The sequence below is a fragment of the Edaphobacter aggregans DSM 19364 genome, assembly GCF_000745965.1.
GTDB classification, from domain to species: Bacteria; Acidobacteriota; Terriglobia; order Terriglobales; family Acidobacteriaceae; genus Edaphobacter; species Edaphobacter aggregans.
Genome location: NZ_JQKI01000001.1, coordinates 271,649 through 288,265 on the forward strand (window position 1 = coordinate 271,649; position 16,617 = coordinate 288,265).

17 protein-coding genes are annotated in these 16,617 nt (G+C 62.6%); 6 read left to right on the top strand and 11 right to left on the bottom strand.

The features are described 5' to 3' along the window. Position 1: 1 nt before the first annotated feature. The 4 genes from Q363_RS01225 to Q363_RS01240 all read right to left on the bottom strand — a co-directional run bounded on the left by Q363_RS01225 (position 2) and on the right by Q363_RS01240 (position 2,120). A complete protein-coding gene (locus tag Q363_RS01225) occupies positions 2-325 on the bottom strand; it encodes a hypothetical protein (RefSeq protein ID WP_157466454.1) in 324 nt (107 codons plus the stop codon). After that, complete coding sequence (locus Q363_RS39960; RefSeq protein WP_035347189.1) at positions 322-618, bottom strand: hypothetical protein; 297 nt, start codon at positions 616-618, stop codon at positions 322-324. Before Q363_RS39960 ends, Q363_RS01225 begins: the two co-directional genes overlap by 4 nt. Positions 619-869: 251 nt before the next feature. Then, a complete protein-coding gene (locus Q363_RS01235; protein WP_035347190.1) occupies positions 870-1,910 on the bottom strand; it encodes a Gfo/Idh/MocA family protein in 1,041 nt (346 codons plus the stop codon). After that, positions 1,911-2,120 carry a hypothetical protein gene (locus Q363_RS01240; RefSeq protein ID WP_035347192.1) on the bottom strand — a complete coding sequence of 70 codons (210 nt, stop codon included), beginning with the start codon at positions 2,118-2,120 and terminating at the stop codon, positions 1,911-1,913. A gap of 94 nt (positions 2,121-2,214) precedes the next feature. On the opposite strand from Q363_RS01240, the gene Q363_RS01245 reads away from it, so the two are divergent. After that, entirely contained in the window at positions 2,215-3,462 is a 1,248-nt protein-coding gene (locus Q363_RS01245; protein ID WP_035347193.1) for a cation:proton antiporter, read from the top strand. A 3-nt stretch (positions 3,463-3,465) separates the two neighbouring features. Here Q363_RS01245 and alr read toward each other — a convergent pair whose 3' ends face one another. Continuing rightward, positions 3,466-4,698 carry an alanine racemase gene (gene alr / locus Q363_RS01250; RefSeq protein WP_245631972.1) on the bottom strand — a complete coding sequence of 411 codons (1,233 nt, stop codon included), beginning with the start codon at positions 4,696-4,698 and terminating at the stop codon, positions 3,466-3,468. Positions 4,699-4,794: 96 nt separating this feature from the next. On the opposite strand from alr, the gene Q363_RS01255 reads away from it, so the two are divergent. After that, positions 4,795-6,150, top strand: coding sequence for a GDSL-type esterase/lipase family protein (locus tag Q363_RS01255; protein ID WP_169746903.1), 1,356 nt, complete (start codon positions 4,795-4,797; stop codon positions 6,148-6,150). A gap of 12 nt (positions 6,151-6,162) precedes the next feature. Here the strand turns inward: Q363_RS01255 and Q363_RS01260 are convergent, their stop codons facing one another. Further along, complete coding sequence (locus tag Q363_RS01260; protein ID WP_051978188.1) at positions 6,163-6,891, bottom strand: helix-turn-helix transcriptional regulator; 729 nt, start codon at positions 6,889-6,891, stop codon at positions 6,163-6,165. 116 nt (positions 6,892-7,007) lie between these two features. Then, complete coding sequence (locus tag Q363_RS01265; protein WP_035347200.1) at positions 7,008-7,388, bottom strand: VOC family protein; 381 nt, start codon at positions 7,386-7,388, stop codon at positions 7,008-7,010. A gap of 169 nt (positions 7,389-7,557) precedes the next feature. On the opposite strand from Q363_RS01265, the gene Q363_RS01270 reads away from it, so the two are divergent. Together Q363_RS01270 and Q363_RS46035 are read left to right on the top strand one after the other, a co-directional pair. Next, positions 7,558-7,848, top strand: coding sequence for a type II toxin-antitoxin system VapB family antitoxin (locus tag Q363_RS01270; RefSeq protein WP_245632002.1), 291 nt, complete (start codon positions 7,558-7,560; stop codon positions 7,846-7,848). A gap of 2 nt (positions 7,849-7,850) precedes the next feature. Next, the gene (locus Q363_RS46035) at positions 7,851-8,219 is read left to right on the top strand and encodes a type II toxin-antitoxin system VapC family toxin (protein ID WP_035347205.1); all 369 of its coding nucleotides are present in this window, start codon (positions 7,851-7,853) and stop codon (positions 8,217-8,219) included. Positions 8,220-8,231: 12 nt separating this feature from the next. Here the strand turns inward: Q363_RS46035 and dnaB are convergent, their stop codons facing one another. From dnaB to mnmG, 3 genes are all read right to left on the bottom strand, one after another. Further along, entirely contained in the window at positions 8,232-9,638 is a 1,407-nt protein-coding gene (gene dnaB / locus Q363_RS01280; protein WP_035347206.1) for a replicative DNA helicase, read from the bottom strand. Between the two features lie 391 nt (positions 9,639-10,029). Then, on the bottom strand, positions 10,030-10,734 hold the full coding sequence (gene msrA / locus Q363_RS01290; RefSeq protein WP_035347210.1) for a peptide-methionine (S)-S-oxide reductase MsrA: 705 nt from the start codon (positions 10,732-10,734) through the stop codon (positions 10,030-10,032). A gap of 56 nt (positions 10,735-10,790) precedes the next feature. Next, complete coding sequence (gene mnmG, locus Q363_RS01295) at positions 10,791-12,764, bottom strand: tRNA uridine-5-carboxymethylaminomethyl(34) synthesis enzyme MnmG (protein WP_035347212.1); 1,974 nt, start codon at positions 12,762-12,764, stop codon at positions 10,791-10,793. Positions 12,765-12,889: 125 nt separating this feature from the next. On the opposite strand from mnmG, the gene Q363_RS01300 reads away from it, so the two are divergent. Continuing rightward, positions 12,890-15,010, top strand: a complete 2,121-nt coding sequence (locus Q363_RS01300; protein WP_035347214.1) for a glycosyltransferase 87 family protein — start codon at positions 12,890-12,892, stop codon at positions 15,008-15,010. Between the two features lie 66 nt (positions 15,011-15,076). Here Q363_RS01300 and Q363_RS01305 read toward each other — a convergent pair whose 3' ends face one another. Continuing rightward, a complete protein-coding gene (locus Q363_RS01305) occupies positions 15,077-15,631 on the bottom strand; it encodes a hypothetical protein (RefSeq protein ID WP_035347216.1) in 555 nt (184 codons plus the stop codon). 56 nt (positions 15,632-15,687) lie between these two features. Here Q363_RS01305 and Q363_RS01310 point away from each other — a divergent pair, with 56 nt between their 5' ends. Then, a complete protein-coding gene (locus Q363_RS01310; protein ID WP_245631973.1) occupies positions 15,688-16,575 on the top strand; it encodes an alpha/beta hydrolase in 888 nt (295 codons plus the stop codon). The last annotated feature ends 42 nt before the right edge of the window (positions 16,576-16,617 follow it).

Genomic DNA, 16,617 nt, shown 5'->3' on the forward strand with positions numbered 1-16,617 from the left:
TCTAGTCACCAGACTTGGTTTGCCTGCCTCTGCCGTTGCCGTTGCCGTTGTCGTTGCCGTTGTCGTTGCCGTTGTCGTTGTCGTTGTCGTTGCGGTTGCCGTTGCCTCTAAGGTAGGCCCGGGCTTCAGCCCGGGCATCCATCCGCCGCGCCGAAGGCGCATCCGCACTGCCGTAGGCCGGAGCGAAGCCGTAGGCGAAGCGACCCCAAGCCCAATCAGCGCCGCTACTCCCCCGCTCGTCATTCTGAGCGAAGCGAAGAACCCCCGCATTTTGCTCGAAGCTCCACAACCTCAGCCGGAAGTCACCATGCAATCGCGCTCTCAAGTGTCATTCTGAGCGAAGCGTGAAGCCGAAGGACCTGCTTTTGCCGTTGCTTTTGCCGTTGCTTTTGCCGTTGCTTTTGCCGTTGCTTTTGCCGTTGCTTTTGCCGTTGCCCTTGCCGTGCTTTTGCCGTTGCTTTTGCCGTTGCTTTTGCCGCTGCTTTTGCCGTTGCCCTTGCCTCTGAGGTAGGCCCGGGCTTCAGCCCGGGCATCCATCCGCCGCGCCGAAGGCGCATCCGCACTGCCGTAGGCCCACCCAAGCCCAAACAGCGCCGAAAATCCTTTGTCAAGCCCCACTTTTCCGCATCTCCAACATTTAAAAGGACATCCACGCTGCCGATTTCCCGGAAAAACCAGCTATAATAGAAAATAGATGGAAAAAGCCCCGGCCAACCACCCGGGGCTTTCCTTTTTAAAGCTAAAGCAAGAAAAATGAATACTTTGCAGGCATCAACCCAACAAAATCAATACTTCACTACCAAAGTACCAACATAACTCCTTATCTTCGAAGACCTTGCACAAAATAGTGCCGGGGGGAGGGGACGGCCCTAGATCTTCAACCCGGCCCGCTCAGCATGAGCATGGATCGCCACGTTGATCTCGAGCGCCAGCGCGAGCGCCGCCCGTCCGTCCTCGCCCGAGACCACCGGACGCGAACGCTCGCGAACAGCCGAAAGGAACGCCGCGATCTCCAGCCGCAGCGGCTCCCCCTGCTCTACCTGCACCTTGTTCAGCGACAACCCAGCCGAAGGATGCTCGCCCGCAACCTTCAGCAGCTCCGCCATCGCCGCCAGCTTCCCCGGGTCCATCCCGGCGGCGGCAGTGACGTCGATCATCAGCAAATCCTGCCGCGCAAAATCGAGCGACAGATACTGATGCGGCTGAAAGAACCTGAGCTTCCGCACCCGCTCCGTCGAAACCCGGCTGGCCGTGAAGTTCGCCACGCACCCCGACTCAAACTCAACCCGGACATTCGCAATATCGACCTTCGGCGAGAGCACCGGCAGCCCCACCGCCCGCACCTCTCTGATCGGCGACGAGACAAGCGAGAGCACGATGTCAAGATCGTGGATCATCAGGTCCAGCACCACGTCCACATCGAGCGACCGCGGAGTGAAGACACTCAGCCGATGCGACTCGAAGAACATCGGGCGGTTCAGGAATCTCCGCGCCGCCGTCACCGCCGGATTGAACCGTTCGAGATGCCCGACCTGCACGACGCGCCCACGCTCGCGAGCCAATGCGAGGATCGCATCTGCATCTCCGAGGCTATGAGCCAGCGGCTTCTCGACCAGCACGTCCACGCCAGCGGCGATCAGCTCTTCAGCCGCCGCACGATGGTGCACCGTCGGAACGCAGACCGACGCCGCATCCACCTTCGTCGCAGCAAGGCACGCTGCGATGGACTCAAACGCCGGCACGCCGAACTTCTCAGCCGCCTCGGAAGCAACGCGTGCATCGCGGTCGACGACGCCGACCAGACGCACGCGCTCGCCCGCCTGCTCCAGCTCCTTGTAGACGCGGAGGTGATTGCGGCCGAACGCTCCGGCTCCGACGACCGCGACGCGGAGTGGATTGTTGTCCGTCACTTACTTTGCGGGAGCTTCCACGGCCCGGCGGCAGCGCGTATACAGCTCCAGCAGCTGCGCGACCTGGTCCTCAGGCTTCGTCGACGGAGCGGCGGCAAAGCCGGTCGCACCCGGGCCCTTGGCTCCCATGTGCGTCTGCGCGGCGATGAACTTCAGAAGGTCGAGCGCGATGTCCTCAGTGCGGCGCGCGGCGATGGTCGTGGCTTCCATGAAAGAGATTCCTCAAGCCCGATCTTAACGGCCAGCGCATGAAGGCGCAAATGCGCGTGGTGGAGAGCAGGGCTCGCTACACTGAGAGGAGCCGATGCGAACCCTTGAATTCTTCAGCCTGATCGTCACCACTGCCGCTGTGCTCGGCTGGATCTGCCGCCGCTGGCTGAGGCTTCCGCTGACCATCGGAACGATGCTGCTGACCGTGATACTGTCGCTGAGCCTGCTGGGCGCCAGCCACTTCTACCCTGGGATGAAGACCTGGGCCGGCCTCATCGTCGGACACATCGAGTTTGAGAACCTCATACTCCACGGAATCCTCTCGGTGCTGCTGTTCGCCGGAGCCTTCCTGCTGGACATCAAGTCCCTGCTCGAGGAGAACCTTCCGGTGGCCCTGCTCTCAGTCGCCGGAACCGCGATGTCGACGCTGGCGACGGCGGCCATCCTGTACGCTACGCTGCCGCTGCTCGGGCTCCAGGTGGACTGGCTGCACTGCCTGCTCTTCGGCGCGCTGATCTCGCCCACGGACCCGATCGCGGTGCTCGAGATGCTGAAGCGCGTGGGCGTGCCGAGGAACATCCAGGCGCAGTTGGCCGGCGAGTCGCTGTTCAACGACGGTGTCGGAGCCGTGATCTTCCTGGCGCTGCTCGAGGCCTCGCGCGGCGAGGCGCCGTCGCCCACACGCTTCTTCGCGCTGCTCGTGATCAAGGCGGGCGGTGGCCTGGCGCTGGGCATCGTGCTGGCGTGGATCACCTCGAAGCTGATGCGATGGACCGACGCCTACCAGGTGGAGATTCTGCTGACCATCGCGCTGGCAACGGGCGCGTACGCTCTGGCCGACGACTGGCATCTTTCGGCTCCGCTGGCCGCCGTCGCTGCCGGAATCGCGCTGCGCCGCTTCAACATGCACCATCCGCCGCACATCATCTCGCACGAGAGCATCGACACCTTCTGGGAGGTGATCGACGAGGTCCAGAATGCGATCCTCTTCGTCCTCCTTGGCTTCGAGGTTCTGGCGATCCCGTTTGCGAATGTCCCGCTGACGGCGGGCGCGGCGGCCATCGTGACCGTCTCGGTGGTGCGGGTTGCGGTGGTGACGGTGCTGATTACGCTGGTGCGCGCGATGCGGCCGGGCTACCCGAGTTCGATCCGCATTCTGAGCTGGGGAGGCCTGCGCGGCGGCCTGTCTCTGGCGCTGGCGCTCTCGGTGCCGCACGGCCCGCAGCGCACGTGGATTCTCGTCGCCACGTACTCGGTGGTGCTCTTCTCGATCGTCATACAGGGCGGCTCGATGGACCTGATCCTGAAGCGGCTGATGAAGGCTTCGGCGAGCAGGGCCTGAGCCTCAGGGCCTGAGCGCGTGGAAGGCGCGGAGACCACAGAGGATCTCGTAGGGAATCGTTCCGGCGATTCGCGCGTGATCGTCGGCCGTAACTCCCTCGCCGAGCACAACAGCCTCAGAGCCGACAGCAGCCTCGGGAATTTCGGTGACATCGACGACGGTCAGGTTCATGGAGACTCTTCCCAGGATGGAAGCGCACCGGCCGGCGATGATCACCCAGCCGCCGGGGCGGTCGTTGGTGGAAGAGAGCTCGCGGCGGAGGCCATCGGCGTAACCAATCGGCAGAAGGGCAAGGCGCATCGGCTGCTGCGCGGTGAAGGTACCGTTGTAGCCGATACGTGTACCGGCGGGGACTTCGCGTACGCCAATGACGCAGGTCTTCCAAGTCATCACAGGCCGTAGTCGCGAGCGCACCTGAGCCGCGGCTGCACCGAGGAAATCCTCCTCCTGCTCGATGGGAAGGCAGTATCCATAGAGGCCAAGACCGGTCCGGACCATCGGTCGGGCTCCGGCCTCAGCAGCGATCCGCCGCAGCCAGGGGAGGCGACTCGAAGATGCCGAAGCATTGACTGCATCTGCATGAGCATCTTCAGCAGAGTTGTCGATCGTCGATGAGTTCCCCGCATGGACCCATTGCGGGCGAAGCCTACGGGCGCGGACCTGGGCCATCGCCTGCTCGAAGCGCTGCTGCTGTTCCAATGTCAGGTGCGATCCGGCGACCTCTGCCGAGGCGAAGTGCGTCATCACACCGTCGAGCCGGAGAGTGCGCTGCGCAGCCAACCAGCCGAGCACACGGTCGAGCTCCGCGCCCGGAACGGCGCCCTGCCGGGTCATTCCGGTGTCGATCTCGAAATGAACATCAAGCCGCTCGCCAGGGCCGCGAGACTCCACAGCACGGCGCAGCCACTCCATCTGCTCGATGGTCCAGACCACGGGAGTCAGGTCCCACGCGGACATGGCTCCGGCCTCGTCAGCGAGCAGCCCGGACATGACCAGAACCTTCGGCTGCTGCGAAGAAGGAATAGCTAGCTTCAGAGCACCGCGGACGGTGACCCCTTCCTGCGCGTCTGTGACGCCAAGCCAGGGAGCGCCAGCCTGCGCCAGCACCGGAGCGCAAAGCTCCGCGCCGTGGCCGTACGCGTCCGCCTTTACGACGGCCAGAACGGCAACTTCGTCGCCCGCCGCCTGTGCCAGCACTCTGTAGTTTTCCGCCAGCCGTTCTTCTGAGATCTCCACCCAACTCTTCACAGCTTCTATCGTACGTTGCGATGGCATGTGGGAAGTTGTTTCGCTGGGTGCATGGAGTGTGATACAACGTCAGCCGCCATGAAGATGAATCTCGGTTCAGTCTTTCTCGCCCTCACCGCCGCTCTCGCCTTCGGAGCTGTGGGCCCCTGCCTGACCGGATGCTCCAACGGAAGCTCCAACCCGCTGGCCGCCGTTCAGGAAGCGCAGGCGAAGAATGTGGGCAACTTTTCGAAGACCGTATTCCTGGGCGACTCGCTGACGGCGGGCTATCAGAGCGGCTCGCTGCTGGACACGCAGCAGGGTCATGGCTGGGCTCCGCTGGTGGCCGCGCAGGCGCAGTTCAGTATCTCGCTGCCGCTGATCGCCTACCCCGGCGCGCCGAACGTGCTGAAGCTGACCTCGCTGGGGCCGCCGCCGGTGATCACGACGGTGACGGGAACCACGACGGGCCGCGACGACTTTGCGACCCAGCCCACAGACCTCGCGGTGCCGGGAGCGTTCGTCAACGACGTGATCAACACGGTTGCGCTGGTGAATCCCGCGCCCGGCCAGCAGCAGATCAACCAGCTGGTGCTGGGCTATCCGGGGATGGGCTACGGGCAGGTGCTGAGCCAGCTGGGCTTCGCCGTCCAGGCGCAGCCGACGACGATCTTTCTGTGGACCGGCAACAACGACGCGCTGGTGGCCGACCTGACCGGGACGCCAGCGACGATGACCTCAACGGCCGACTTCACTTCGCAGTACACGGCTCTGATCCAGCAGCTCTCGACGCAGACGCCGGCGCACCTGGTGATCGGCAACGTTCCGGACGTAACGCTGGTGCCCTATCTGCAGCCGGCGGCGGCGGTGCTGGCTCAGTACTCGGCGGTGACGCACATCCCGGTGGCGACGCTGAGCACGATGTTCGGGATCACGGCGGGAGACTATGTGACGCCCGCGGGCCTGACGCAGATCTCGGCGATTCTGGCCGGGGCGCAGAAGACGCCGATCTCCGACCCGGGCGTTCTGACGGCGGCCGAGGCGGCGACGGCGAAGCAGCAGGTGGCGGCGTACAACCAGGTGATCGCCGCGCAGGCGAAGAGCGTGGGAGCGACGCTGGTGGACATCAACGCGCTCTTCAACCAGGTGGCGGCGAACGGCGTCACGATCAACGGCGTGACGGGAACCACGGCCTTCCTGGGCGGCATATTCTCACTGGACGGCATTCACCCGACGAACACCGGCTATGCCGTGATCGCGAACTACTTCATCGACGCGATGAATGCAGGCTTCAGCACGAAGATTCCCGACCTGGCGCTGGGGCCGGTGGCCGCAGCCGATCCACTGTGGCCGCTGAATCTGTCGAAGACCGTTGCGGGGCGCGCGGTAACGGCGCCGGAGATGCCGGCGGCGGTGCTCGAACAGGCGAACGCGCTGTTCGTTCCGGAGACGAAGCAGTAGCAACTCAACCTATTAGTCGCCGGTGATGGCGCCGGCGGCGATCAGCTTTCTGCGCTCGGCGGCGGCTGCCTCCATGCCCTTGAGGTAGTCTTCGAGGCGCTGGCCGCGCTTCTGCACAAAGACGCGCTCGAGCACAGCGACCTCAGCCATGCGGTCGAGGCGGAACTCGCGGAAGTCGTCGCGCAGCTCGCACCACGAGGTGAGGGTCCAGACACCGCTCCAGAAGGTGAGGGCAAGCGGACGCACGGTGCGCTGGCTTTGCTCGCCGTCCTCGCGGGTGTAGTGGAAGGCGATGGCGTGGCGGCTCTTGCAGGCGTTGTGCAGCGCGTCCAGACGCTCGCGCAGGTGCTGCTTCATGCGGTAACCGGGGGCGTAGAGCAGGATGGAGTCGAACTCGGTGCGGAGGTCGGGAGGAAGGACGGCCTCAATGCGCTGCAGGGCCTGGTCGGCGCCGAGGACGTTCTCGGCTCCTCCCCAGGCGCGGACGAGGCGCGCGCCGAGCACGAGTGCGGTGAGCTCGCCGCGAGTGAACATCAGCGGGGGAAGGTCCATGTCGCGACGCAGCGTGTAGCCCACGCCGGCCTCGCCTTCAATGGGAGTGCCGGAGAGCTGGAGGTCCTGGATGTCGCGATAGATGGTGCGCTGCGAGACCTGAAGTTTTTCGGCGAGCTTCTCTGCGGTGAGCAGACGGCCCATGCGGAGAAACTGGACGATTCGGAAGAGCCGGTCGGCACGACGCATAAAGGCGGTAGTTAGTTGCTAGTGGTTAGTGGTTAGTTGATTGTGATCGGTTGTCCATTGCTGGTTGCGATTCTACTGACAACTAACCACTAGCAACGAATCACTAACCACTGTCTTTAGTGGGAGTGAAGGCCGATGTGGTTGCCTTCGGAGTCGCGCAGGCAGGCGAAGTGGCCGTGGCCGCCGGGAACGGGGGTCTTGGGCATGAGCACAAGGCCGCCGGCTTCGGGAACGCGGGAGAGCACGGCGTCCAGCTCGCCGTCGCAGTTGAGGTAGACCATGGTGCCGCCGCGGCCGGGCTTCTGAAAGGGCCGTTTGACGAGGGTTCCGCTGGTTCCGGTGCGCTCGGAGGAGAAGAAGACCATCGGCGTCTCCGTGGTCTCGCGCGTCATGGGCGCGCCGAGCAGCGTCTCGTAAAACGTGGCCGCGCGGTCCAGGTCTTCACAGGGAATCTCGAACCAGTTGATCGCATTCTGTCGTAGCTTTTGGTCGTTCATCTCGGTGCTCCTGAAAGGTCTTCAGCGACTGTAGTAAGAAGCATACGGAAGCCATCCTGACAGCATCATGTCAGTAGGCTCGTCAGGAGGTTTCTCGTTCGTTAGGACGCCTGAGGAGAGGCCGCCTGAGTGACACTATAGGCAAGGCCGGCGGGGAGGGCCTCCCGTGATGCTGGAATCTTCGACTACCACTTTCGAGGTAAAGATATGTCTGGTAAAAGCATCAATAGCGACATCAGATGATGCTATTATTTATGCAGGAGCCTTTATGAGGACAACGCTGACCCTTGACGACGACCTTCTTAAGAAGGCCACAGAATATACGGGGATATCAGAGAAGTCGGCGATCGTACGCGAAGCCTTGCGGGCTCTGATTGAACGCGAAGCATCACACAGGCTCGCTCGCATGGGAGGCACTTCGCCTGATCTGGAAGCGCCTCCGCGGAGAAGGCTTGCGTAAGTATGATTCTGGCAGATACCTCAGTGTGGGTTGATCACCTGCGTAGAAGCGATGCCCGACTGCTCACGGAGCTGGATCGCAGAAATATTCTTATGCACCCTTTTGTCGTTGGCGAGTTGGCACTTGGCTCTCTGGGCCAGCGAAAGCAGACTCTTGCAGCGATAGACGACTTGCCGTATGCCGTGCTCGCGCAAGCGGATGAGGTTCGCAGATTGATCGAGCACAAGGCGCTGTACAGCCGTGGAATCGGTTATTCGGATGTTCATCTCATCGCATCGGTCCTACTTACACCGGATGCCACACTATGGACTCGGGACAGGCGTCTGAGAGTTGTTGCAGAGACCATGAAGATCCACGTGCAGTTCCCCTGAGAGGGCAGCAGGCTAGTACCCGCCGCCGTAGTCTCCGCCGCTCTGCAGGTTCTCAAAGCGCGTGTAGTCCGACAGATACGCGAGGTGCACGCTGCCTGTTGGGCCGTTGCGCTGCTTGGCGATGATGATCTCGGCCTTGCCCTTGGAATCGGGATCTTCGTCACCGTTCTCGTCCTTGTTGTAGTACGAGTCGCGGTGGATGAAGCAGACGACGTCGGCGTCCTGCTCGATCGAGCCGGACTCGCGAAGGTCGGAGAGCATGGGCTTCTTGTCGCCGCCGCGCTGCTCGCTGGCACGCGAGAGCTGCGAGAGGGCGATAACCGGGACCTTCATCTCTTTGGCCAGCGCCTTCAGGCCGCGCGAGACAGCCGCGACCTCCTGGTTGCGGTTCTCGAAGCCCTTCTTGCCGGGACCGGCGGAGGCGCTCATCAGCTGCAGGTAGTCGATCATGATGAGGTCGAGGCTGCCCTCCTGCTGCTTGAGACGGCGGGCCTTGGCGCGCATCTCCGCCAGCGTAATGCCGGGCGTATCGTCGATGAACATCTTCGACTCCATCAGGCGCTCGAGCGCGGAGATCAGCTTGCCCTTGTCGTCCTTGCCGAGGAAGCCGGTCTGGATCTTGCGCGAGTTCACAAGCGCCTCGCTGGCGAGCATACGGCGGAGGAGCGACTCCTTCGACATTTCGAGCGAGAAGACGGCGACAACCTTGCCGTCGCGCACGGCGGAGTTCTGCGCGATGTTGATGGCCCAGGCGGTCTTGCCCATCGAAGGACGCGCGGCGATGATGATCAGCTCAGAGTCCTGCAGGCCGCTGGTCATGCGGTCGAACTCGGTGTAGTGCGTGGCGAGGCCGGTGACCTCGCGGCCCTGCTCGTAGAGGGCGTCGATGGAGCCGAAGGAGGACTTGACGATATCGCCGATGTCGGAGAAACCGCCGGTGACGGCGTGGTCGGAGATCTCCATCAGGCGGTTGGAGACGTTGTTGAGAACGTCGATGGCCTCCTGGCTCTGGTCCGCCGCCTCGACCATGCCCATGTCGCAGACGGTCATGAGCTGACGCATCAGGCTCTTGTCGCGGACGATCCGCACGTAGCTCTCGATCGACAGCTTGCGCGGCAGACCCTCGCTGAGGGAGGCGAGGTAGGGGACGCCGCCGATGGAGTCGAGCTCTTTCTGCTTGCGCAGCTCCTCGGCTACGGTGACGATGTCGACCGCGTGGCCGGCCTCGGAGAGCCGCAGCATCGCGGAGTAGATGCGGCGGTGCGAGTCCAGCGCGAAGTCGTCGGCGACGAGCAGCATGGTGGCATCGGTGATCGCGAGGGGCTCGACGAGCATGGCGCCGAGGATGGTGGTCTCGGCGTGAACGGATGCGGGACGTTCGTCGCCGCCGCTGCTTACTAGTTGGGGGATCGCTGCCATGGAGCTTCTACCTTAGCGGACGGGGGGCTGAGGATACTCCCGCCTCCTGTGGACTTCGTGGAAAACTAGTCCAAGTCTAAGGCTTGTAAAGCCTGCACTGTGTCTAAGCGAGCCTTTGTAGGTACCAGCGGCTCCCCCTCAGCATCGACTAGCCCCATGCGTATTGTTTCGACATTCAGCAGATACGTCGCGAGTTCGTCAGCGCTCGCGCCCCTCTCTAACAATGTCAAAATATCGCCAAGGTAACCGTCGTATTCATCGGCAGCATTGGGCTCATCTTGGACTCCAATCGGATCCCATTGAGACATCAGGACGCGACGAATCTCGTCTCGAAGATTTCGGGACCTATGCTTGTCAATCACGTAGCAAGTTTATGGCATTTCAAGCCTTGTTACTTCCGCTCGTACTCCTGAAACAACTCGGGAAACTGCTGCTTCAACCCCGCAATCTTCGGCACGTCGCAGACCTGGATGTAGGGATTGTGCGGGTTCTTTTCGGCGTAGTCCTGGTGGTAGTCTTCGCCGTCGTAGAAAGCCTCGAGCGGGACGAGTTGCGTGACGATCTTCTTCGGGAAGGTGTGCGCCTCATCGAGCTGCGCGATGTAGGCGGCGGCGACCTTCTGCTGCTCCGGCGTGCTGAGGAAGATGGCCGAGCGGTAGGATTCGCCGATGTCGTTGCCCTGGCGGTTGAGCTGCGTGGGGTCGTGCACGACGGAGAAGAAGACGCGCAGCAGCGTGCCGTAGCTGACCTTTGAGGGGTCGTAGACGATCTTTACGGCCTCGGCGTGCTGGGTGCGGTGGGCGGAGACGTCGCGATAGTTCGCAGTCTCCTTGGTTCCGCCGGAGTACCCGGCTGTGGTGGCGGTGACGCCTTTGACGCGCTGAAAGACGCTCTGCACGCCCCAGAAGCATCCGCCGGCGAAGACCGCGGTCTCGGTTGCCGGTGCGCTCACGTGCTCATCGACAGCGGGCGCCGGAATCGGCCCCCGTCCTGCTTCGGCTACACTCGCCATCTTTGTTCTCCCCATCCAAAGCACACCCGCAAGCAGAGCAAGAAAGACAAGACTCAGGTAGATCCATGAAGCGCCGCTTCTCATTGCTGCTCCTTCGGCTGCTCTCATTGGATGCAGGAAGGCTTTGAAAGTAACAGTGGCTAGGCAACGGTCTGCTGACGGCCCTGAATCTCGATGTAGACGTGGATGAGGCTGATCGCTGCCGGCGTGACGCCGGAGATGCGGCTTGCCTGGCCGAGAGTCTGCGGACGGACGCGGCCCAGCTTCTCCTTCATCTCGCGCGAGAGCCCGGAGACGGCGGTGTAGTCGAACCAGTCGGGGATGGCCTTCTGCTCGGCGCGCTTGAGCTTCTCCATCGACTTGCGCTGCTGGTCGAGGTAGCCCGAGTACTTGATCTCGGTCTCGACGGTCTTCATCTCGTTGCGAACCCAGACGGGCAGGTGTCCGGCATCCGTCTCCGCCTCGGCCCACACGGCAAGCTCGCTCCGCGCGGCCATCGGCTCGATGAGGGCGGGCGCAACAGCTTCAATGGTGATCGCGGGTCGCTTGAGGAGCTGCGCGAAGGTGAGGCCTTCGACGTTGGTGCCTTCGAGCTGGGAGCGGACTTCAGCGGCCAGCTCGTCGATCTGGACCTTCGTTGTTTCGAGCAGCCTGGCGAAGGCAGCGGCGCGCGCTTGCTTGGCCTCGTAGTCGGCCCAGGCGTCGTCGGGGATGAGGCCGAGGCGGCGGCCGTGCGGCGTGAGGCGCCGGTCGGCGTTGTCGATACGCAGGTGCAGGCGAAACTCCGCGCGCGAGGTGAACATACGGTAGGGCTCGTTGGTGCCCTTCGAGATGAGGTCGTCGATCAGGATGCCGGTGTAGGCCTCGGTGCGGTCGAGCGTGAAGGCGGGCTCGCCCTTCACCGCGAGCGCGGCGTTGATGCCGGCCATCAGGCCCTGGCACGCCGCCTCTTCGTAGCCGCTGGTGCCGTTGATCTGGCCACCGAGATAGAGGCCGTCGAAGCTCTTCACCTTGAGCGAGCGGTTAAGTTCCGTGGGGTCGATGGCGTCGTACTCAATCGCATATCCCGGCCTCAGCATCTCGGCGTCTTCAAGCCCCGGGATGGAACGCACCATCGCGGCCTGCACCTCCATCGGCAAGCTCGTGCTCATGCCGTTGATGTAGACCTCGTGCGTGTTCAGCCCCTCGGGCTCGAGGAAGAACTGGTGCTGCGACTTCTCGGGGAAGCGCACGATCTTGTCCTCGATGGACGGACAGTAGCGCGGGCCGATGGCCGCAATCTGCCCGGAGTACATGGGCGAGCGATGCACGTTGTCGCGGATGAGTTGGAGCGTCTCGGGCGTCGTGTACGCAATATGGCAGCTGATCTGGCGCAGCGGCGGTTGCCCCGTGCGCGTGAACGGCGAGCGGAAGCTGAAGGGCGTGGGCTCGGCGTCACCGGGCTGTTCTTCAAAGCGCGACCAGTCAATCGTCCGCCCGTCCAGGCGCGGCGGCGTGCCTGTCTTCAGGCGGCAGTTGCGCAGGCCGAGCTTCTTGAGCGATTCACCGAGCAGAACGCTGGCGGGCTCGCCGGAGCGGCCGGCGGTGTACTGCTGTTCGCCGCAGTGGATGAGGCCGTTGAGGAAGGTTCCGGTGGTGACGACGGTCGCGGCAGCGCGAACCTCGCGGCCATCGCGCAGCTTCACGCCGCTGACTCGCTGACCTGCTGACTCGCTGACTTGCTCCACAATCAGGTCCACCACCTCGGCCTGCTTAATGAACAGGTTCTTCTGGCCTTCAAGCACCTCGCGCATCTTCACGCGATAAAGCGCCTTGTCGCACTGCGCGCGCGGCGACCACACGGCAGGGCCACGCGACGTGTTCAGCAGACGGAACTGAATGCCGCAGGCGTCGGCGACCTCGCCCATGACGCCGCCCAGAGCGTCAACCTCGCGCACAAGGTGTCCCTTGGCGATGCCGCCGACGGCGGGGTTGCAGCTCATCTGCGCGATCAGGTCGAGGTTCAGCGTAAAGATAGCCGTGCGCAGCCCCATGCGCGCCGCCGCGACCGCAGCCTCGCATCCCGCGTGGCCCGCGCCGACAACCACCACGTCGTACTGTTCCGTAAAGGCCATCACCTCTATCTTAGATCTTCCCCCGAGAAGACGGCTTCGAATCTGCCAGACGCCCGTTTGTCGCCAGGATGTAAAGTTTGCTGCGCACCTGCGGATTCGGGTGCCGGTTGCCATAAGCTCAGACCATGGTGACGACGACCACAGCCAATCCTCGTTCCATTCCCACAGCACAGGTGTGGATTGAGATCGTTCTCTGTGGCCTTCTTGCTGCGCTCCTCTTCTGGAAGGGCTTGCTGCCCGCGTGGAACCGACTGAACACCGACTTCCCCAACTACTATCTCGTCGCGCGCCTTCTTCGCGAAGGGTACAGTCTGGACCGTGTCTATGACTGGATATGGCTGCAACGCATCAAGGATCACTGGGGGCTGCACCAGAGCCTCGTCGGATTTCCCGGCCTGACCCCGTTCTCCGCTCTTCCCGTCGTCCCACTCACCTTTTTTTCAGCGCTTACAGCCAAACGCATCTGGATCGTGCTGAATCTCGCGATGCTTGCGGCGAGCGCAGAGTTGCTCCATCGATCGACAGCTTTGCGGCGCCGCTTCGTCTGGATCATCTGTCTGCTTGCGATTGTCCCGTTGCGTACCAGCTTCCTCTTCGGCCAGATGCACATCTCGGTGCTGATCCTTATGGTTGCGGCGTACTTCTTCTACGTTCGCGGACGCAACCTCGCATGCGGAACATGCGTTGCGATGGCAGCAGCGCTTAAGGTCTACCCTATCCTCTTCTTCGGCTATCTGTTGGTTAAGCGACGGTGGCGCGCTGCTCTGGCAACCGCATGTTCCATAGTTCTCGTCGTGATCGTCGCCGAAGTTTTGATGGGCAAGGAGATCCTGCAGACTTACGCCTTTCAGCAGCTGCCGCGCAGCCTGCAAGGCGAGCTAATGGATCCTTACAACGTCGGCTTCGCGTCCGGAGCGTCCCTCTTCCATCGTCTCTTTCTCTTTGAGCCGCAACTGAATCCCTCGCCCCGGATCAACGCGCCATCGCTCTACGCCATCCTGTATCCGCTCTGGCAGATGGCGATGACCGCACCGCTGCTCTTTCTGCTTCAACCCTCCGCTCCCCACAGAGATGCCGGCGGCGAGCAGGTCGAATGGGCCGCTTTTCTTCTTGCGCTCCTCGCGTTATCGCCGATACCCGTGACCTACCACTTTGTCGTCCTGATTCTTCCCGTCACGTTGCTGCTGAATTCGCTGCTTCGGGGACGCGCCACGAACCTCGCTGCCCTCGCCATATTCCTCTACGTCTCGATCTCGCTGGTCGGTGCGGTGCACATCCCGATGCTCCCCTCCGCGCGCTTCTGGCTCGTCTCAGCGTTGTACCTGCTGTCTCTTGGGTGGCTGTGGCATCTCCGCTCAAGCAACGCGGCGCATCCTTCGTGGCGCGATCTCACGATCGCGGCCGCTCTGGGCGCATGCGGATTCGTGCTCAGCGTCACCGGATACCGTCATCACTTCGCTCATCGCAATGCGCAGATGAGCAGCCTTCTTCCTTTGCACTCGTCCTCTTATCTCGCCACCAACCCCATCCGAACGGCACACGACATCCTCTTCATCGCCATGATGCCTGAGGGATATCAGGTACTGAACCAGAAGGACGAAGCCGTCGCGCCACCCACTACCGGAGCAGCGGCCGTCGATCAGCTCTCATTCACTGTTGCGCCCGATAACTCCCTACTCGTGGAGATCGCCGATGCCAGCGGCTCGCGCATCGTTCGTACCAATGGCGCGCGCGTCCTTGCAGACGACGCTGAGTCACCTGCGCTCTCCCCCGATGGGCAAACTCTCGCTTACATCCGCGAGGCGAAAGGCCGCGGTCTGCTGCGAGCTTCGGTGCTGTCTTCGGCAAACCACGATATGCAACTCACGGATGAGACCTACGACGTGCGCCAGGCCGGCTTCCTCGGCTCCGGACGCCTGCTCTTTGCGGCGAAGCACGAGGGGCACACAGGTCTCTACACTGTCTCTCCCGGGCACCAGCCCGGCTCCTTCTTCTCCGCCACGGACGACATAGCGGCCTTTGCTGTCTCGCCTGACGATCGCCTCATCGCCTTCACCGAGCTCGTCCACAACCGTTGGCAGCTCGCAGTGCTCGACACGCAATCCAACCGCGTCACTACGCTCACCTCTAACGATTGCAACGCCTACCGGCCATCCTGGAGCAGCGCAAACGAGATTCTCTACGCAAGCGACTGTGGCCGCGGAATCGGACTCACCGCATTGGCCTGGGCTGAACTGCCACGCTGACTACGGGTAATACTTCTACCGACTCGCATATCCAGTCGGTTGATCGCATTCAGGCGGCTATTAAGGCTAGAGGGCTGTATAGATCGTCGGCCCAGCAAGGAAGTCCGTATGCCTGCCGATTCCCGTGCCAATGACGCCTCCCAGCAGAGTCATTACCGCCGTAGCCAGGTGTCCATCCTCGCGAGTGCTGCTTGAGGCGTCGATGCCTGCTCCAATGCCGGCACCGGCACCCGCCCCGATCACCATTCCCAGTACTGTGGAGACTCCCTGCCGCGAAAGCCTGACGGACTGCACTTCGGAGCGAAGAAAATGTCGCGAGGACTTTGTCGGGACGAAGAATACGGTGTGGCGCTCGGTACAGGTAAGGCTGCCGTCGTCCGCACTGTCGAAGTTACAAACCGTGAAGCGATGAGATGAACGGACACGAATGAGCCGATCGGAAGGAATACGCTTTACCGCATCCCACCCCGAAACTGTCTGTGCGTGCAACGCGGCAGCAGACCACACGCAAAGCAGGAGAAGGACTTGCTTTGATAGCTTCTCGAAGCTGAACATGTCGAGGATAATACGGCAGTTCTGCGAAAACAGGGCACTCTCAAGCAAACGCGATCGACCAGTCATACTTCTTCGTGTTGACCTTGTGCCCTTCGCTTGATGCCATAATCGCAGATATGCGAATGCTCGCTTTGCTCGTTCTCTTGTTCGCGTCCGCCTCCGCCTCCACGCAGACAACGGCCGCCATCACAACCGATCCAGCACCCGACAAGTCCGCGCCTGCCGCGATGCAGTCCTTCCAGCTCCCCAGTCATGGAGCGCTCCTGAATGCGTTCGTCTACATCGCTCAAGGCGCAGCACCGCATCCTGTCGTGCTACTGTTGCACGGATTTCCGGGCAACGAACGCAATCTCGATCTGGCGCAGACGCTGCGGCGCGCTGGCTACGATGTTCTGTACTTCAACTATCGCGGCTCCTGGGGATCGCCCGGTGACTTCTCGTTCACCCACGCCATGGAGGACGCGCAAGCTGCTGTTGCGTACCTGCGCGATCCCGCAAACGCGGCGAAGTTCCGCGCCGATCCGAAGAACATCCTCGTCATCGGCCACTCCATGGGAGGCATGATCGCCGCCAACGTCGCCGCGGCTGACCCAGCCATTCGCTTCGTCGGACTGATCTCTGCCGCTAATATGGCCGGCAGGGCTCTGCCTGTCGTGAAGGCCAACCAGCAGGAGGCTGCGCTTCCGCGATTCGCTAAGGGGCTCGCGGCGGAGGGCATCGCTCCGCTAGCCGGCTGCACGCCCGAATCGCTGGTGCGCGATCTGTACGCGCATGCTGCGGCGTGGAATATTCCCGACCTCGCTCCGCGGCTTGCGACACGGCCGGTGCTCATCATCACCTCCGATGATGGCCTTGCCGACGCCTCCGATGAGCTGGCAGCCAACCTCCACAAGCTCGGCGATGCGCAGGTCCGGGCCACTCACATCCCAACCGATCACGCATACTCGGACTACCGCATCGCGCTTCAACAGCAGGTCTTAAATGCGCTCGAGACCGCTCATGTCCGCTAACCCCTGCGCGAAGGCAACCGACGCGCACCCCGGAGCTTCACA